Annotated in this window: 17 protein-coding genes; 5 read left to right on the top strand and 12 right to left on the bottom strand. The window is 67.9% G+C overall.

Going from position 1 to position 16,013, the window contains the following annotated elements:
- Positions 1-21: 21 nt before the first annotated feature.
- The 3 genes from GV792_RS12010 to sigE all read right to left on the bottom strand — a co-directional run bounded on the left by GV792_RS12010 (position 22) and on the right by sigE (position 2,702).
- Positions 22-1,548 (bottom strand): S1C family serine protease, encoded by a 1,527-nt coding sequence (locus GV792_RS12010; protein ID WP_163824141.1) that lies wholly within the window; start codon positions 1,546-1,548, stop codon positions 22-24.
- A 10-nt stretch (positions 1,549-1,558) separates the two neighbouring features.
- Positions 1,559-1,951, bottom strand: a complete 393-nt coding sequence (locus tag GV792_RS12005; protein ID WP_163824140.1) for a hypothetical protein — start codon at positions 1,949-1,951, stop codon at positions 1,559-1,561.
- 79 nt (positions 1,952-2,030) lie between these two features.
- Positions 2,031-2,702, bottom strand: a complete 672-nt coding sequence (gene sigE, locus GV792_RS12000; RefSeq protein WP_256667974.1) for an RNA polymerase sigma factor SigE — start codon at positions 2,700-2,702, stop codon at positions 2,031-2,033.
- Positions 2,703-2,963: 261 nt separating this feature from the next.
- Here sigE and GV792_RS11995 point away from each other — a divergent pair, with 261 nt between their 5' ends.
- The 4 genes from GV792_RS11995 to GV792_RS11980 all read left to right on the top strand — a co-directional run bounded on the left by GV792_RS11995 (position 2,964) and on the right by GV792_RS11980 (position 7,034).
- Positions 2,964-3,602 carry an O-methyltransferase gene (locus GV792_RS11995; RefSeq protein WP_163824139.1) on the top strand — a complete coding sequence of 213 codons (639 nt, stop codon included), beginning with the start codon at positions 2,964-2,966 and terminating at the stop codon, positions 3,600-3,602.
- 143 nt (positions 3,603-3,745) lie between these two features.
- On the top strand, positions 3,746-4,411 hold the full coding sequence (locus GV792_RS11990) for a TetR/AcrR family transcriptional regulator (RefSeq protein WP_163824138.1): 666 nt from the start codon (positions 3,746-3,748) through the stop codon (positions 4,409-4,411).
- Positions 4,412-4,431: 20 nt separating this feature from the next.
- Complete coding sequence (locus GV792_RS11985; RefSeq protein WP_163824137.1) at positions 4,432-5,376, top strand: ABC transporter ATP-binding protein; 945 nt, start codon at positions 4,432-4,434, stop codon at positions 5,374-5,376.
- The gene (locus GV792_RS11980) at positions 5,373-7,034 is read left to right on the top strand and encodes an ABC transporter permease (protein ID WP_163824136.1); all 1,662 of its coding nucleotides are present in this window, start codon (positions 5,373-5,375) and stop codon (positions 7,032-7,034) included. The genes GV792_RS11985 and GV792_RS11980 overlap by 4 nt, the downstream gene beginning before the upstream one ends.
- Positions 7,035-7,081: 47 nt before the next feature.
- Here the strand turns inward: GV792_RS11980 and glgC are convergent, their stop codons facing one another.
- Positions 7,082-8,296 (bottom strand): glucose-1-phosphate adenylyltransferase, encoded by a 1,215-nt coding sequence (glgC, locus tag GV792_RS11975; protein ID WP_163824135.1) that lies wholly within the window; start codon positions 8,294-8,296, stop codon positions 7,082-7,084.
- A gap of 128 nt (positions 8,297-8,424) precedes the next feature.
- Between glgC and glgA the strand changes: the two genes are divergently transcribed.
- Positions 8,425-9,594 carry a glycogen synthase gene (glgA, locus tag GV792_RS11970; protein WP_163824217.1) on the top strand — a complete coding sequence of 390 codons (1,170 nt, stop codon included), beginning with the start codon at positions 8,425-8,427 and terminating at the stop codon, positions 9,592-9,594.
- Between the two features lie 4 nt (positions 9,595-9,598).
- Here glgA and GV792_RS11965 read toward each other — a convergent pair whose 3' ends face one another.
- From GV792_RS11965 to GV792_RS11930, 8 genes are all read right to left on the bottom strand, one after another.
- Positions 9,599-10,450: a putative RNA methyltransferase gene (locus GV792_RS11965; RefSeq protein WP_163824134.1), complete on the bottom strand. Its 852-nt coding sequence runs from the start codon at positions 10,448-10,450 to the stop codon at positions 9,599-9,601.
- Positions 10,451-10,481: 31 nt separating this feature from the next.
- Complete coding sequence (locus GV792_RS11960; RefSeq protein WP_011211259.1) at positions 10,482-10,649, bottom strand: DUF3117 domain-containing protein; 168 nt, start codon at positions 10,647-10,649, stop codon at positions 10,482-10,484.
- 165 nt (positions 10,650-10,814) lie between these two features.
- Positions 10,815-11,375 (bottom strand): DNA-3-methyladenine glycosylase I, encoded by a 561-nt coding sequence (locus tag GV792_RS11955; protein ID WP_163824133.1) that lies wholly within the window; start codon positions 11,373-11,375, stop codon positions 10,815-10,817.
- Complete coding sequence (locus GV792_RS11950; RefSeq protein WP_163824132.1) at positions 11,372-11,710, bottom strand: DivIVA domain-containing protein; 339 nt, start codon at positions 11,708-11,710, stop codon at positions 11,372-11,374. The genes GV792_RS11955 and GV792_RS11950 overlap by 4 nt, the downstream gene beginning before the upstream one ends.
- A gap of 65 nt (positions 11,711-11,775) precedes the next feature.
- Positions 11,776-12,912 (bottom strand): Mrp/NBP35 family ATP-binding protein, encoded by a 1,137-nt coding sequence (locus GV792_RS11945; protein ID WP_163824131.1) that lies wholly within the window; start codon positions 12,910-12,912, stop codon positions 11,776-11,778.
- A gap of 19 nt (positions 12,913-12,931) precedes the next feature.
- Entirely contained in the window at positions 12,932-13,801 is an 870-nt protein-coding gene (locus GV792_RS11940; protein WP_163824216.1) for a lytic transglycosylase domain-containing protein, read from the bottom strand.
- Between the two features lie 165 nt (positions 13,802-13,966).
- On the bottom strand, positions 13,967-15,313 hold the full coding sequence (locus GV792_RS11935) for a lytic transglycosylase domain-containing protein (protein ID WP_163824130.1): 1,347 nt from the start codon (positions 15,311-15,313) through the stop codon (positions 13,967-13,969).
- Positions 15,314-15,431: 118 nt separating this feature from the next.
- Positions 15,432-16,013 (bottom strand): DUF1003 domain-containing protein, encoded by a 582-nt coding sequence (locus GV792_RS11930; RefSeq protein WP_163824215.1) that lies wholly within the window; start codon positions 16,011-16,013, stop codon positions 15,432-15,434.

The following is a 16,013-nucleotide window of genomic DNA, read 5'->3' as shown; positions in this document are numbered from 1 at the left end:
CCGCGCCTCGGGGGAGCCGGATCAGTCGGATTCCAGCGTGACCGGAACGTCCACCTGCCGGCCTTCCCGGATCAACCGCACCGTCACCGTATCGCCGATGTTGTTCGCCTGAACTGCGACGACGAGCTCTTCCGGCCCGGTGACCTCGCGGTCGCCCACCTTGACAATGACGTCGCCCTCGACGATCCCCGCGTCGGCGCCGGGGCCACCGGGCGCCACGTCGGCCACCTCGGCACCGCTCATGGCCTCGTTGGCCACGGACTTGGTGCGCGCACTCAGGCCGATCACTGGATGGTGTTTGACGCCGTCACGGATCAGGGTCTGGGCGACATCGGTGACCACGTCGACCGGGACGGCGAAGCCGAGGCCGACCGAGCCGCCGGTCTCGCTGCGGATCGCGGTATTGATGCCGATGACCCGGCCTTCCATGTCCACCAGGGCGCCACCGGAGTTACCGGGGTTGATCGAGGCGTCGGTCTGCACGGCGTCGATGACGGCCTTGGTGTCGCTACCCTCGCCCTCCAGTTTCACCGGACGGTGCAGCGCGCTGACGATGCCCGAGGTCACCGTTTTGCTCAGTCCGAGCGGAGAGCCGACGGCGAGCACGGCATCGCCCACCTGAACGTCCTCGGACCTACCGAGCTGAGCGACAGTGAGATTTTTCACATCGACCTTGAGGACCGCGAGATCGGTTTTGGTATCGCGGCCGACGATATTCGCGGGCACCCGGGTGCCGTCGGAGAACATCACCTGGATCTTCGCGCGGCCGGAATTGTCCTGTGCGGCCATGGAGATGACGTGGTTGTTGGTGGCGATGTAGCCGTTGCCGTCGATGACCACGCCCGAGCCGGTGGCACCGTTGTCGCCGACGGTCGTGCGGATCGACACCACCGACGGCAGCACGGCATCGGCGACCTGGGCGATCTGCCCGTGCGGCTGCTCGGTGTCGCTGGTCTGCTCGAGAGCGACCTTGCGTGAGGTGAGGGTGGAGGCCGTCTCCGCGGTCAGCCGGCCGACGAGGCCGCCGATCAGGCCGATGGCCAGTGCGATCACCGCGAGCAGTACGAGCGCCCGTGGCGCGATGCGAGAGCCGAACAGCACCTCACGCGCGGACAGTTTGGTGGCCGTGCCAAGCGTCTGCGGTGCGGGGGAGGGCAGCGCCGGCGCACCGAGCCGGGCGCCGGATTCCGGATCGCGCCAGGGATCGGCCGGGCCAGCGACCTCGGTGTCGCCGGTGACGGCGTCGGGGTCACGCTGGAGCAGTTCGTCCGAGCCCGCGGGACGTCCGAAGGCCTCGGCCAGCACGGCGTCCGGCGGCCGATTCTGCACCTTGTCGCTGCTCTGGGCGGCAGCGCTCTCGGTGCGGGGAGCGAAGGATCCGGCCTGGCCGGAGGGGCGGCGGAAGGCACGAGCGGTGTGGGTATCCACGTGCGGGCGGTATACCGGGCGCGGCCCGAGGACGGGCGCGTCGGGCGGCCGCAGGTTCCCCCTGTTGGCCGCCGAATCCGAGGTGTCGGCCGATCCGGTGTTCGTCGATTCGGTGGTCACGCGCCAAACTCTACTTGCGCCACCACGTTGTCCACCGCCTACTGTCGAAGCTCGCGCTGAAAGACCCACCGAGGAAACCGGAAACGGCCTCGTCACGGGAATGCTGAGCCGCGGCGGCGGAGCGATCGGTGCCGGGGAGTTCGCCGAGCGGAATCCGGGTCAGGCTGTCGTGCAGCCCGTGCGGAATCGATACCTGGCCTGCCCGGCGCAACGCGATGCGCGCCTGCTGCTGGGCCTCGACCTCGGCCGCGCATTCCGGGCAGACGGAAAGATGCTGGGCGGCACGCAGATAGGCGTTCATGCGGAGTTCGCCGTCCACATAGGCGGCGACAGCCTCGCTCGCCAGATGCTCGGTGGAGCGGAAACGCGGTGAACGACCTGACGTACTGGAGTCGCCACTCATTCGGTGCTCACCCTTCCAACCGACATAGTCACGGCCGGGTGCGGCGCGATGGCCGGAATTCACCCGTTTCTTGCTGCTGTCAGGACCTGCTCGCCGAGTCGGCGAAGCGCTCCTGAGTTCCATTATGCGCAAGGTGCTCGCGCAGTGCCTGACGGCCGCGATGGATCCGGCTGCGGACGGTGCCGAGTTTCACCCCGAGTGTCGCGCCGATCTCCTCGTAGGACAGCCCCTCGATGTCACACAGCACGACTGCGGCGCGGAACTCCGGCGCCAGCGCATCCAGTGCCGATTGCAGGTCGGGATCCAGGCGCGCGTCATGGTAGACCTGCTCCGGCCCCGGTCCCTGGGCGGGCACCCGGTCGTAGTCCTCGGGCAGCGCTTCCATCCGGATGCGGCTGCGGCGGCGGACCATGTCAAGGAACAGGTTGGTGGTGATGCGATGTAGCCAGCCCTCGAAGGTGCCCGGCTGGTAGTTCGACAGGGAACGGAAGACCCGGATGAACGTCTCCTGGGTCAGATCCTCGGCATCTTGCGCGTCGCCGGAGAGGCGATAGGCGAGCCGGTACACCCGGTCGGCGTGTTCACGGACCAGTTCGTCCCAGGACGGCATGACCGAACGGTCACCGGTGGCATCGAAGGCCGCGGTGCCGGTCAGTTCGTCTTCGGCCACCTCGGCCAGTTCCAGTGCAGTGACCTCGTGCTGTGTGGGCAGCTCGGGCAGGGTGGCGTACTCACGCGCCGCATCGACCATGTGGATGGGAAATACCTCCTACTCGGGACCGTGGCGAAGGAGTTCGGGCAGCGGTCCGGATTCACGGACCGTCGCTGTCGGGTACAACCGATGGAAGGTGTTCGGTTGTTCCCGACCCCGGTGCTCTGGCTCATTTCGCCGGCCGGTCGGCTGGTCTTGCGTGGTGCCTACTCTTTCGTGTCGCGATATGGCGTGTGTATGGAGATCCTGAGGGACACCTGAGAATGTTTCGGGCCGCTGGTCACGGTTTGGCATAGCCTCATGGGCGTGGCATCGAACCTGGAGCGAAATCTCGCCTACGTGGAGGAATCCGTCGTGGAGGACGAGATCCTCGTCAGCGCCCGCGAACGGGCCACCGAATTGGGCGCCGCGCCGGTGGCGCCGTCGGTCGGGGCCCTGTTGAGCATGTATGCGCAGATGCTCGGCGCACGGGCCGTCGTCGAGGTGGGGACCGGCGCGGGCATCAGCGGGTTGTGGCTGCTGGATGGCATGCGCGAGGACGGCACGCTGACCACCATCGACTCCGAGCCGGAGCACCAGAGGGCGGCCAAGGACGCCTTCCGTGCCGCCGACATCCCACTCGCCCGCACCCGGCTGATCAACGGTCGTGCCCTCGATGTGCTGCCGCGGCTGGCCGACGGCGCCTACGACCTGGTGTTCATCGATGCCGCGCCGGTCGAGCATCCGCAATATGTCGCCGAAGGCGTGCGGCTGCTGCGCGACGGCGGTGCGATCCTGCTGCACAACGCACTGCTCGGCGGGCGGGTGCCCGATCCCGCGCAACGCGATGCGGCCACCCAGGCGGTACGGGCCGCGACCAGGGCCATCGCTGAGGATCCCGACCTGACGAGTGTGCTGATTCCGGTCGGCGACGGACTGCTCTGCGCCTCGAGGGGCTGAGCTCGAACTCGCGAGGCCGACGTCTGAGCGTTCCTGACGGCGTGGGCCGGACACCGCCCCGCGCCCTTCCTCCGACACTTTTACGCTCCCGCCGTACCTAACCATTGACTGACCTTTGAACGCCTGTTTAGTATATTGAACATGTGTTTAACCGATCAGCCGTACCGGAAGGATCCGCCTCGGATCTGAGTACTCGTGCGCGTATTCGCGACGCCGCCATCGCCATCTTCGGCGAACAAGGATTCGGTGTCGGAGTGCGTGCCATCGCCGCCGCCGCCGGCGTCTCGCCCGGACTCGTCAATCACCATTTCGGATCGAAAGACGGGTTGCGCGAGGAATGTGACGACTACGTACGCACCGTCATCCGGAAATCGAAAATGGATTCCGTCGAGCGTCCCTCACCGTCGAGTTTTCTCGGCCAGCTCGCCGAAATCGAAAGTTTCGCACCCATGGTGGCCTATATCGTGCGCAGTTTTCAGGCCGGTGGCGGACTCGCGAGCGCGTTGTTCGAGCACATGGTGTCCGATGTCGAACACTATTTGACCGCGGGCGTCGCCGCGGGAACGATTCGCGCGCCGCGTGATCTGAAGGCGACGGCCCGATACCTGGCGCTGAACAACGGTGGCGGAATGATGCTGTTTCTCCAGCTGTATGCGGACACTCATGACGGCCCGCTCGACTACGGCAAGGCGCTGCGCGAATACGCCGACCAGATGCTTCTCCCCGGCGTCGAGGTCTTCACCAACGGCCTGCTGGCCGACTCGATGATGCTCGATGCCCTCCTCGATCACACGACTCCAGATACCTGAAACTCTCACCAGGAGTTCCCATGACATCGGTCATCCACGTCCGGGATCTGCACAAACATTTCGGCCAGGTTCGCGCACTCGACGGGCTCGACCTCGAAGTGGATCAGGGCGAGGTGCACGGCTTCCTCGGCCCCAATGGTGCAGGCAAATCCACCACCATCCGCATTCTGCTCGGCGTACTGGCCCGCACGTCGGGTGAGGTGCGGCTGCTCCGTCGCGATCCATGGGTGGACGCGGTCGCGCTACACCGCGAGATCGCCTATGTGCCAGGCGATGTGACGCTGTGGCCGTCGCTGTCTGGCGGGGAGACCATCGATCTGCTCGCCCGGATGCGTGGCGGTATCGACATGGCCCGCCGGGCCGAGCTGATCGAGCGGTTCGAACTCGATCCACGCAAGAAGGCCCGCACCTATTCGAAGGGAAACCGTCAGAAAGTCGCATTGGTATCGGCATTTTCGTCGAACGCCGAGCTGCTGCTGCTCGACGAGCCGACTTCGGGTCTGGATCCGTTGATGGAGCAGGTGTTTCGCGACTGCGTCGCGGAGGCTGCCGAACGGGGTGCCACCGTGCTGCTGTCGAGCCACATCCTGTCGGAGGTGGAGGTGCTGTGCAAGCGGGTGACCATCATCCGGTCCGGGCGCACTGTGGAGACCGGAACGCTGGCCTCAATGCGTCATCTCAGCCGGACCTCGATCACCGCCGAATTGACCGGTGACCCAGGCGATCTCAGTGCCCTGCCGGGGGTGGCCGATGTGAGTCTGGACGAGCAGACGCTGCACTGCCAGGTCGACAGCGAGCACCTGGGCGAGCTGATCCGGATCCTGGGCGATACCGGGGTGCGCAGCCTCGTGAGCCAGCCGCCGACGCTGGAAGAGCTTTTCATGCGCCACTATTCGGTCAACGGCGACGGCGAACACAGCGAGTCCGATATGGCCGAATCCGCATTGCTGAAGGTCGAGAAATGACCACCGCCGCGCTCCCCGCGCCCGCTGCACACCGGGCCGCAAGGCGGTATGCCACCGCTGCCGGTTTCGCAGGCACCGGCCGCATGCTGCGGCTCGCACTGCGCCGCGACCGTATCGTTTTGCCCGCCTGGGTCCTACTGCTGTCGGTGCCGCTGGGCAACGCTTACGTCGCGGGCATCGACGCTGTCTATCCGACCGAGGCCGACCGTGCCTCCTTCGCCGATTCCATTCTGGCCAGCCCCTCGCAGTTGGCCATGTACGGGCCGATCTACAACACCAGCATCGGTGCGGTCGGTGTCTGGAAAGCGGGAATGTTCTTCACCCTGGTCGCGGTCGCGACCATCCTCACCGTCATCCGGCACACCAGGGCCGAGGAGGAAACCGGACGCTCCGAGCTGGTCGCCTCCACGTCTGTGGGCCGCTTCGCCGGACTGACCGCGGCGCTGGTGCTCGGCCTCGGCGGCGCGCTGGTGACCGGGTTGATCGGCGCGGCCAGTCTGGCGTCGGCCGAGGTACCGGTCCGCGGATCGCTGGCCTTCGGTCTTGCGCTTGCCGGGTCGGGCATGGTGTTCGCGGCGGTGGCCGCGGTGGCAGCGCAGCTCAGTACCGGCGCCAGGGTGGCACGCGGTATCGCTTTCGGTGTGCTGGCCCTTGCCTTCTCACTGCGCGCGGTGGGCGATGCGCAGGCCGGCGCAGGTCCGGTGAACCCGCTGACCTGGCTCGCGCCACAGGGCTGGTCGCTACAGGTGCGGTCGTTCGCCGGTGACCGCTGGTGGGTGCTGCTGCTACATCTGGCCACTGCGCTGGTGTGCGTCGGTGCGGCCTATCTGCTGCTGATGCGCCGTGACGTCGGCGCGGGCCTGATCGCCGAACGGCTCGGGCCGCCCGCGGCGAGTGCCCGGTTGTCCGGCCCGCTGGGCCTGGCCTGGCGTTTGCAGCGGGGCACGTTGCTGGCCTGGTCCGTCGGCCTCGGTCTGTACGCGCTGTTGATCGGCAGTGTCGTGCACGGCATCGGTGATGAACTCGGTTCCAGCGAGACCATCCGCGAGCTGATCATCCGGATGGGCGGCGCGGATTCGCTAGAGGATTCGATGATCACCTACGCGTTCACCATGCTCGGGGTTGCCGGTTCGGCGTATGCGATTTCGGCGACGTTGCGCTTGTTCGGTGAGGAGAACAGCGGCCATGCCGAAACGGTCGTCACCGGCGCCATCGGCCGCACTCGCTGGGCACTGACGCATCTGCTCTTCGCGCTCGGTGGACCCGTGGTCGCGATGCTGACCGCAGGGTTGCTCGGCGGCTTGGTGTACGGCATCGCGGCCGACGATATCGGCGGCAAGGTACCCGGTGTTGTGGCCGCAGCCCTGGTGCAGCTGCCTGCGATCTGGTTGTTCGTCGCGATCACGGTGGCCCTGTTCGGCCTCGCGCCGCGTTGGACGCCGGTCGCGTGGGGCGTGCTGACGGCGGCGATCGCTGTCTTCCTGCTCGGCTCGGTGTCCGGCTCGCCGCAGTGGCTGCGCGATCTCGAACCGTTCAGCCACGCGCCGAAAGTTCCGGGATCGGAGTTCAGCGCGACGCCGGTAGTGGTGGTGACGGGTGTGGCCGCGGTGCTGCTGGCCATCGGTCTGGTGGGCTGGCGCGGGCGCGATCTGCGGTGAATCGGGCCGCGCATGCCCCGTGGCCTACGGGTCGAGGGGCATGCGCGTCAGACCCAGGTGCCCTTGCCGACCGTGACGACGCCGCCATTGCTGATGGCGAAGCGCTCCCGATCGCGGTCGAGATCGACACCGATGATCTCGCCCTCGGACACCACCACGTTCTTGTCCAGGATGGCGCGCCGGACCACCGCGCCCTTGCCGATCCGCACCCCAGGCATGAGCACACTGCCCTCGACGGTGGCGCCGTCGTCGACCATCACGTTGGCGCTGAGCACCGAATTGCGCACCGTGGCGGCGGACAGGATGCTGCCCGCACCGACGATGGATTCCTGGGCCAGCCCGCCCTGCGCGAACTTGGCGGGCGGCAGATTCTCCGCGGCGCCGCGGATCGGCCAGTGCTTGTTGTAGAGGTTGAACACCGGATGCACCGACACCAGATCCATATGCGCGTCGTAGAAGGCGTCGATGGTGCCGACGTCACGCCAATAGCCGCGATCGCGGTCGGTGGCGCCGGGGACGTCGTTATCGGCGAAGTCGTAGACCGCGGCCTGACCGGCGGCGACGAGCGTCGGGATGATGTCGCCGCCCATGTCATGGTCGGAATCGGAGTTGTCGGCGTCGGCGCGGATCGAATCGACCAGCACCCTGGTGGTGAACACGTAGTTGCCCATGGACGCGAAGGTCGAATTCGGGTCGTCGGGCGTGCCGGGCGGATGCGCGGGCTTCTCCAGGAACTGGGTGATCCGCCCGGACTCGTCGGAGTCGATGCAGCCGAACGCACTGGCCTGGCTGCGCGGCACCCGAATGCCCGCCACCGTTACTCCGGCGCCGGATTCGATGTGGTGGGCCACCATCTGCTCGGGATCCATCCGGTACACGTGGTCGGCGCCGAAGACGACGATGTAATCGGGGTCCTCGTCGTAGATCAGGTTCAGCGACTGCATGATCGCATCGGCGCTGCCGGTGTACCAGCGCGGTCCGAGCCGCTGCTGCGCCGGAACCGGCGTGATGTACTCCCCGGCGAAGCCTGACAGCCGCCAGGTCTGAGAGATGTGACGGTCCAGCGAATGCGACTTGTACTGGGTGAGCACACACAGCCGCAGGAATCCGGCATTGACGAGGTTGCTGAGGACGAAGTCGATGAGGCGGTAGGCACCCCCGAAGGGGACCGCCGGTTTGGCCCGGTCGGCGGTGAGTGGAAAGAGTCGCTTGCCCTCGCCACCGGCGAGCACGATTCCGAGTACGTGCGGCTGGCTCCTCACACTGTCAAACTACCGAACCGGGCGGCCGGAGGTGGTGCGGCGTGCGAGTGGCTCGGGCCGGGGCGAGCGTCTACGTTGAATCCGTGAGTTTCGTGCACGCGGCGGCGATGACGGAGCCGGCGAATCGGCTGCGGGTCGCCATGCTGACCCGCGAGTACCCGCCGGAGGTGTACGGCGGGGCTGGGGTGCACGTCACCGAACTGGTGACCGAGCTGCGCAGGCTGGCCGAGGTCACCGTGCACTGTATGGGCGTGTCACGCGACGACGCCGTGGTGCATCAGCCCGACCCGCACCTGTACGCGGCGAATGCCGCGATCCAGATGATGTCGACCCAGCTGCGGATGGCCGATGCCACAGGCGAGGTCGACGTGGTGCATTCCCACACCTGGTACACCGGCTTGGCGGGGCACCTGTCCGCCACTCTGTACGGCATTCCGCATGTGTTGACCGCGCATTCACTGGAACCGCGGCGCCCATGGAAGGCCGAGCAACTCGGCGGTGGGTATCGGCTCTCGTCCTGGTCGGAACGCAATGCCGTGGAACACGCCGACGCGATCATCGCCGTTAGCGCGGGAATGCGCCGCGACGTACTCGACGCCTATCCGGCGGTCGACCCGGCCCGGGTGCATGTGGTGCACAACGGCATCGACGCCTCGGTCTGGCACCCCGGCACCGCCGACGACAGCGCCGAGTCCCTGCTCGACACGCTCGGGGTACGCCGGGATCGGCCGATCGCGGCTTTCGTCGGGCGGATCACCCGGCAGAAGGGCGTCGGGCATCTGCTCGCCGCGGCGCGCGATATCGATCCCGAGGTCCAGGTGGTGCTGTGCGCGGGCGCGGCCGACACGCCGGAACTGGCCGCCGAGGTGGCCGCGGCCGTGGACGATTTGAGCCGTCGGCGCGGCAATGTGTTCTGGGTGCGGGACATGTTGCCGACCGAGCAGGTACGGCAGGTGCTCGCCGCCGCCACGGTTTTCGTGTGTCCGTCGGTGTACGAACCGCTCGGGATCGTGAATTTGGAGGCGATGGCCTGCGGGACCGCGGTGGTCGCCTCCGATGTGGGTGGGATTCCCGAGGTGGTGGCCGAAGGAAGCACGGGACGCTTGGTGCATTACGACCCGGCCGAGCCCGGCGCCTATGAACGCGGCCTGGCGGACGCGGTGAACGAGCTGGCCGCCGATCCGGTGCTCGCCGCAGAGTACGGTGCCGCGGGCCGGGCCAGGGCGGTAGCGGAATTCGACTGGTCGCGGATCGCCGCGCAGACCCTCCAGATCTACGACCACGTCCGCAAGCCCTGACCGATCAGGCTCCGGCGGGCCGGTAGGTGGACACCAGCACCGAGGCCGTGACCTCCATGGTGTCCGGTAGCGCTGCGAACTCGCTCTCGGCGGCGCTCGCGTGATGGGCCGACGGACCCATGGCGACGACGTGCGCGATATCGGTGCGCGACAGCTTCATCGGGTACTCCACCGTGTCGCGCTCGCACAGCTCGAAATGCCCGGACATGGTGGCGGTCAGCCGATCCTGCTTGTCCGGGTCGACGCTCACCATTCCGAGGGGCTCGATGAGCTCGGCCAGATGACGGCTGGTCGGGGTGACGACGACGAACCGGCCGTCCGTGGTCAGCACCCTCGCCGCTTCGCCCGGATTCCTCGGCGCGAACACCGACAGCGCCGCGTCGACGGTGTTGTCGCGCAGTGGGAGTCCGCGCCAGGCATCGGCGACGACGGCCGCGGCCCGTGGATGGGCGCGCGCACCACGTCGGCCTGCTGGTTTCGCCACGTCCAGCGCGACGCCACGGGCGTGTGGCAATGCGTCCAGTACTCGGCCCAGGTAGTAGCCGGTGCCCGCGCCGATCTCGAGGATCAGCCCGGACGGGGGTACGGGCGCGCCGGGACCTCCGGACGTCCCGTCCCCGGCGACGGCCGCGACGGTGGCGTCGGCGATGGGCGCGAAGTGGCCGCCGCCTTGGAACGCCGCTCTGGCGTCGAGCATGGCCGCCGTATCGCCGGTCATCTTGGTGGATGCACCGGTCAGCAGGGTGATGTAGCCCTGCTTGGCGATATCGAAACTGTGCCCGCGGGCACAGCGCAGCGAACGATCCGAGGCGACGAGTCCGGCCTGGCATTCCGGGCAGGCCAGCACACCCGTCACCGCTGTCAGTGCCGAGTGCGTAGTCGGGTGACTAGCTGGTGACACTCTTCAGTTCGTCGCCGAGCGCTGCGGCTTCATCCGGCGTGAGCTCAACGACCAGACGCCCGCCACCCTCGAGTGGAACCCGCATGACGATCCCACGCCCTTCCTTGGTTGCCTCGAGGGGACCGTCCCCGGTGCGGGGCTTCATGGCCGCCATCCTCTGCTCCCTCCAGATCTGCGCGGTGTGCTGCGCACTTGCTTGCCACTCCAGTTGTCGCCAACTGGGCAGCTCGCCGGCATGTGGCGAGCTGCACTCGGTCCATTCTTCCTTATCGCCGGAGTGGACGGATACCTGAGTTCGAAATGTGACCGCTCGGTAGGTCTAGGGCGCTCCGTTGCCGACCCAGCAATCGGCCAGGTGATCGTCGACAAGGCCGGTCGCCTGCATCAGCGCATATGCCGTGGTCGGGCCGACGAACCTGAACCCGCGACGCTTCAATTCCTTTGCCAGAGCGATGGATTCGGGCGTGGTGGCGGGGACGTCGGCGATGGTGCGCGGGCGCGGGCGCGCGGGTGGGGCGAAGGACCAGATCAGCTCGTCGAGGCTGGTATCGAGCTCGCGCGCCACCTTGGCGTTGGCGATGGCGGCGTCGATCTTGGCGCGGTTGCGCACGATGCCGGAGTCGGCGAGCAGACGCTCCCGATCGGTGTCGTCGAACCGGGCCACCTCATCGATCGCGAACCCGGCGAAGGCCGCCCGGAACGCCGGCCGTTTGCGCAGGATGGTGATCCAGGCCAGGCCGGATTGGAACGCCTCGAGGCACAACCGCTCGAACATGGCGTCGTCGCCGTGCAGCGGACGGCCCCATTCGGTGTCGTGATAGTCGCGGTAGAGCTGCGATTCCAGCGACCACGGGCAGCGGATCGGCTCGGCGGGGTTCATCGTGGGTCCGTGCCCGCCGGTGGCTGCGGCGGTGTGGTCGCCGGTACCTGTGCGGCCTTGGCCTGGGCGAGCTGCCCCTGCAACTCGTCGATGCGGGCGGCGAGCCGGGCCAGGGCCCAGTCCACCTCACCGGCCTTGTATCCGCGCACCACTTGCTGGAATCGCAGTGAGCGCACGTCGGCGCCGGAGATCCCGTCGACGGGCAGCACCGTCGCGGTGGTGCCCTCCGGGAGCGGCCCCAGCTCCTCCGATCGCCCGAAGACCGCGCCGGCCAGCAGGAACAGCACCGCGGCCACCAACCCGACGATCAGCACATACAACAGCAGCGTGAGCATGTGATGAGCTTATGGGGGAGCACCGACAGCCTGGTGAGGTGGGCTGCCGGCGGTCGAACGGGCTCTTACAGGTGCCTGGTCGTGTCGATGCCCAGCGACATGCCGGCCAATCCGCGGCGGCGAACCGCCAGCTTGTCGGCGACCTCCTGCAGGGCAACGGCGGCCGGGTTGTCCGGATCACGCAGCACGATGGGCGTGCCCTCATCACCCGCTTCGCGCAGCGATTGTTCGATCGGGATCTGACCGAGCAGCGGCACGTCGGCGCCGACCGCGCGGGTGAGCCGATCGGCCACCGCCTGGCCGCCGCCGGAACCGTAGAGGTCCATGCGGGTGCCGTCGGGCAGATCGAGCCAGGACATGTTCTCCACCACCCCCGCGATCCGCTGACGGGTCTGCAGGGCGATGGCGCCCGCGCGTTCGGCGACCTCGGCGGCGGCGGGCTGCGGGGTGGTGACGACCAGGATCTCCGCGTTCGGGATCAGCTGGGCGATGGAGATGGCGACGTCACCGGTGCCGGGCGGCAGGTCGAGCAGCAGCACATCCAGATCGCCCCAGAACACGTCGGCCAGGAACTGCTGCAGCGCGCGGTGCAGCATCGGGCCACGCCACACCACGGGGGTGTTGCCCTGGGTGAACTGGGCGATGGAGATCATCTTCACGTCGTGCGCGACGGGCGGCATGATCATCCGCTCGACCTGCGTCGGGCGGGCATCGGTACCGAGCATGCGCGGGATGGAGTGGCCGTAGATATCGGCGTCGAGCACGCCGACCGACAAACCGCGCGCCGCCAATGCCGCGGCGAGATTGACTGTGACACTGGACTTTCCGACGCCGCCCTTGCCGGATGCCACCGCGTACACCCGGGTCAGGGAGCCGGGTTGAGCGAAGGGAATGACCGGTTCGGCGGAGTCGCCGCGCAACTGCTTGCGCAGTTCGGTGCGCTGCTCGTCGCTCATCACGTCCAGGTCGACGGTGACCGCGCCGACGCCGGGTACATCGGCGACGGCCTTGGTGACCCGCTGGGTGATCTCGGTGCGCAGCGGGCAGCCCGCCGTCGTCAGGTAGACCTCGATATGGACATCGCTATCGGCGCCGATATCGACGCTTTTCACCATGCCCAGTTCGGTGATCGGTTTGCGAATCTCCGGGTCGTCGACCTTTGCGAGGGCGCCCCGCACGTCCGCTTCCGTTACCACTGGCATATCGCCGATTTTAGGCGTCTCAGATACGGGGCAGCTGTGCGGGCTGCGGTGCGATCCCGGTGCCGTAGGAATTGGCCCACGCCATGACGTTGGCGACGTAGGCCATGGAGTTGTTGTAACGCAGGATCGCCCTTGACTGCTGGGCCAGGTCGCGCATGTCAAGGCCGCCGTCGCAGAGGTACTTGCCCGCCGTCAGGGTGGCGTCGTAGTAGTTCTGCGGGTCGGCGATGCCGTCACCGTTGCCGTCGGCGGCGTAGTGGGTCCAGGTTTCGGGCAGGAATTGCATGGGGCCGACCGCGCGGTCGTAGCCGGAGAGCCCGTCGAGGCCGCCGCCGTCGGAGTCGTGGATGACGTTGTTGCCCGCGAGGCTGCCGTCGAGCACCGGCCCGTAGACCGGATCGAGCGCGTTGCCGTCGGCGTCGGCGTTGCCGTTGTAGATGTGGGTCGATTCGACACGGCCGATACCGGCGAGCACCTGCCACGGCATGTGGCAGGTGGGGTTCTCGATGGCCAGTGCCTCTTCGGCGGCGACGTAGGCGGCGTGTGCGATGCCTGGAATGCCCATCTGCGCGGCGGGCAGGTCTGCGGGTACCCGATCCTCGGGCAGCGCAACGGTTTTCACCGTCGGCGGTACGGCGCGCGACTGCTTGGCCATCGCATGGGTGAGGCTGTCGATATCGACGACGGTCTCGGCGGACGCCGCGAAGCTGGTGTCGTGACTCTCGCCCTCGTCGCCGGTCAGATGCAGCTGAACCGACGCCGCGGTGGGATCGGTGCCTACGGCCGACGCGGTGTTGACGGCGACGAGTCCGGCGGGAACGAGCCCGGTCAACGCGAGTACGGAGCTACGCCGAACAGTTGGCGGCGATTGCTTACGGTGACGCCCCACGATGCTGTGACCCTCCATCGACTCAGTGAGTCGAGCTCGCGGTCGAGGCGCGGGCTCCGTTACGAGCCGTTGTCTCAGTTGTGAGCCCTTCGTGACCTACGAAGGAAGGCTACAGCATCCGAGACCCTTTTGTTACGGCTTCGTGATGTGGGTTCCTGTTTGAAATCACTGCGGGGGTGCGGGAAGTGGGACGACGATGCCGAACGGGAGCGTCACCGCGGGCTGCGGTGTTGGCGTCGCAGTAGGTGCCGGTGCGGGAGGGGGACCGGGCTCCGGAGTCTTCGACGGTTCGGCGGGCGGCTGTGCGTTCGGATCCGCCGGTGCGGGCTGTGCCGGTGCGCCGGGTGCCTGCTCCGCCTGCGGTGCGGGCTGACCGGGCTGACCGGGTTGCGCGGGATCGGCGGGTGCCGCCGGCTGCGCGGGATCGGCGGGCGCGCCGGGCTTCGGCATCGGTGCGGGCACCACCTGGCCAGGAGCGGGCGGCGGTGGCGGCGGGCAGAAGATGCCACACGGGATCGGCGGCAGGCCGGGGATGATGATCATCGGCTCGCCCGGAGTCGTCGTGGGCGGTGGGGTGCCGGGCGGCGGGGTTTCTGTGGTCGTCGTCGCGGTGGTGGTGTCGACGGCGGTCATATCCGGACCCATCTCGATCGGGGCGCTGCCCGGCGGGATCAAGTCGGGAGAGATGGTGACCGGGGCCGGGGTGCCGCCGGTGCGGTAGGCCGCCGACCAGCTCAGCACATTGGCCGCGTATGACATCGAGTTGTTGTAGCGCAGCACCGCGCGCAATTCCTGGGCCGGATCGCGCAGGTTCAGCCCGCCCGAGCACAGGTACTTGCCCGCGGCGAGTGTGGCGTCGAAGACGTTGTGCGGGTCGGAGACTCCGTCGCCGTTGCCGTCGGCGTTGTACAGGCTCCAGGTACCGGGCAGGAACTGCATGGGGCCGATGGCGCGGACGTAGCCGCCGTCGGTGGCGCGGATGATCTCGTTACCGGGCAGGGTGCCGTCCAGCGCCGGGCCGAAGATCGGGGTCACCGAGGTGCCCGCGGCATCGGTGCGGCCGTTGCCCGCATGGCCGGATTCGATCCGGCCGATCCCGGCGAGCAGATTCCACGACACGCCGCAGCCTGGCATGGACGATTCGAGTGCGAGTTCGGCATTGCGGTAGGCGGCGAGCACGACCTCGGGGATGCCGAGGGTGCCGCCGCCGATGGGTAGCGAGATGCTCTGCAACGGGACGGTGCCACCGAACGGGGGCACGCCGTCGGCGGGCGGTGTCATCGCCCGCAGCTTGCGCGGCGGCTCGGGAGCCACGGGCAGCAGCCCGATCGTCTGGGACAGCTTCGCGTCCTTGTCGTCGCCTTCTGAGTCGGTATTGCGCGAGGAGGCCGCGAGCAGGGCTTCCGGTGCTTCGGGCGGAGTGGAGGAGGTGGTGGTGTGTGTGGCGGATCCGGTAGCGACCAAGCCGGCGACGACGAGAGCCGAGACGGTTATCGGGGCAGGTATTCGCATTCGGCCGCACCAATCCTCTACGTCGCGGGAAGCAACCGTCCCGGACATCCGGGCCGGCTCGCTCTGGACAACGTGATCCAGGTTACCCATCAGTCAGAAGACTGTTCGGTATTTCCGGTCAATCATCGGAGACGGGTGGTGAAACCGGGGCTTGGGACTGCTTCCTACCGGAGCTTTTCTTGCGTGTGACCTTTCCGGCCTTGTCTGGGCGAGATTCGTGCTCGGGCAGGGCCGCCTCGGCGAGTCGGTCGAGCACCTCGCGCATCTCCTCGAGTTCGCGGCGCAGGTAGTCGCGAGTGGCGACCTCGCCGACGGCGATGCGCAGCGCGGCCAGTTCGCGGGCAAGGAATTCGGTATCGGCCTTGGTCTGCGCCGCCCGAATCCGGTCTTCCTCGAGCGAGACCCGGTCGCGGTTGTCCTGCCGGTTCTGCGCCAGCAGGATCAGCGGGGCGGCGTAGGCGGCCTGGGTGGAGAACGCCAGGTTCAACAGGATGAAGGGGTAGGGGTCCCAGCGCAGCGCGACCACGAACACGTTCAGCAGAATCCACACGATGACGATCACCGTCTGCATGGCCAGATAGCGCCCGGTGCCGAGGAACCGCGCGACGCGCTCGCTGCTGCGGGCCAGGGCCTCGGCATCCCAGTCGAACCGGAACCGCGACTCGACCGGCGTTTCCAACCGCTGTCTGGCCGTGCTCAT

It is taken from the genome of Nocardia cyriacigeorgica (assembly GCF_010868145.1).
Classification (GTDB): domain Bacteria; phylum Actinomycetota; class Actinomycetes; order Mycobacteriales; family Mycobacteriaceae; genus Nocardia; species Nocardia cyriacigeorgica_D.
Note: the sequence above shows the minus strand (reverse complement) of the source record. Positions and strands in the feature narration are given on the sequence as shown.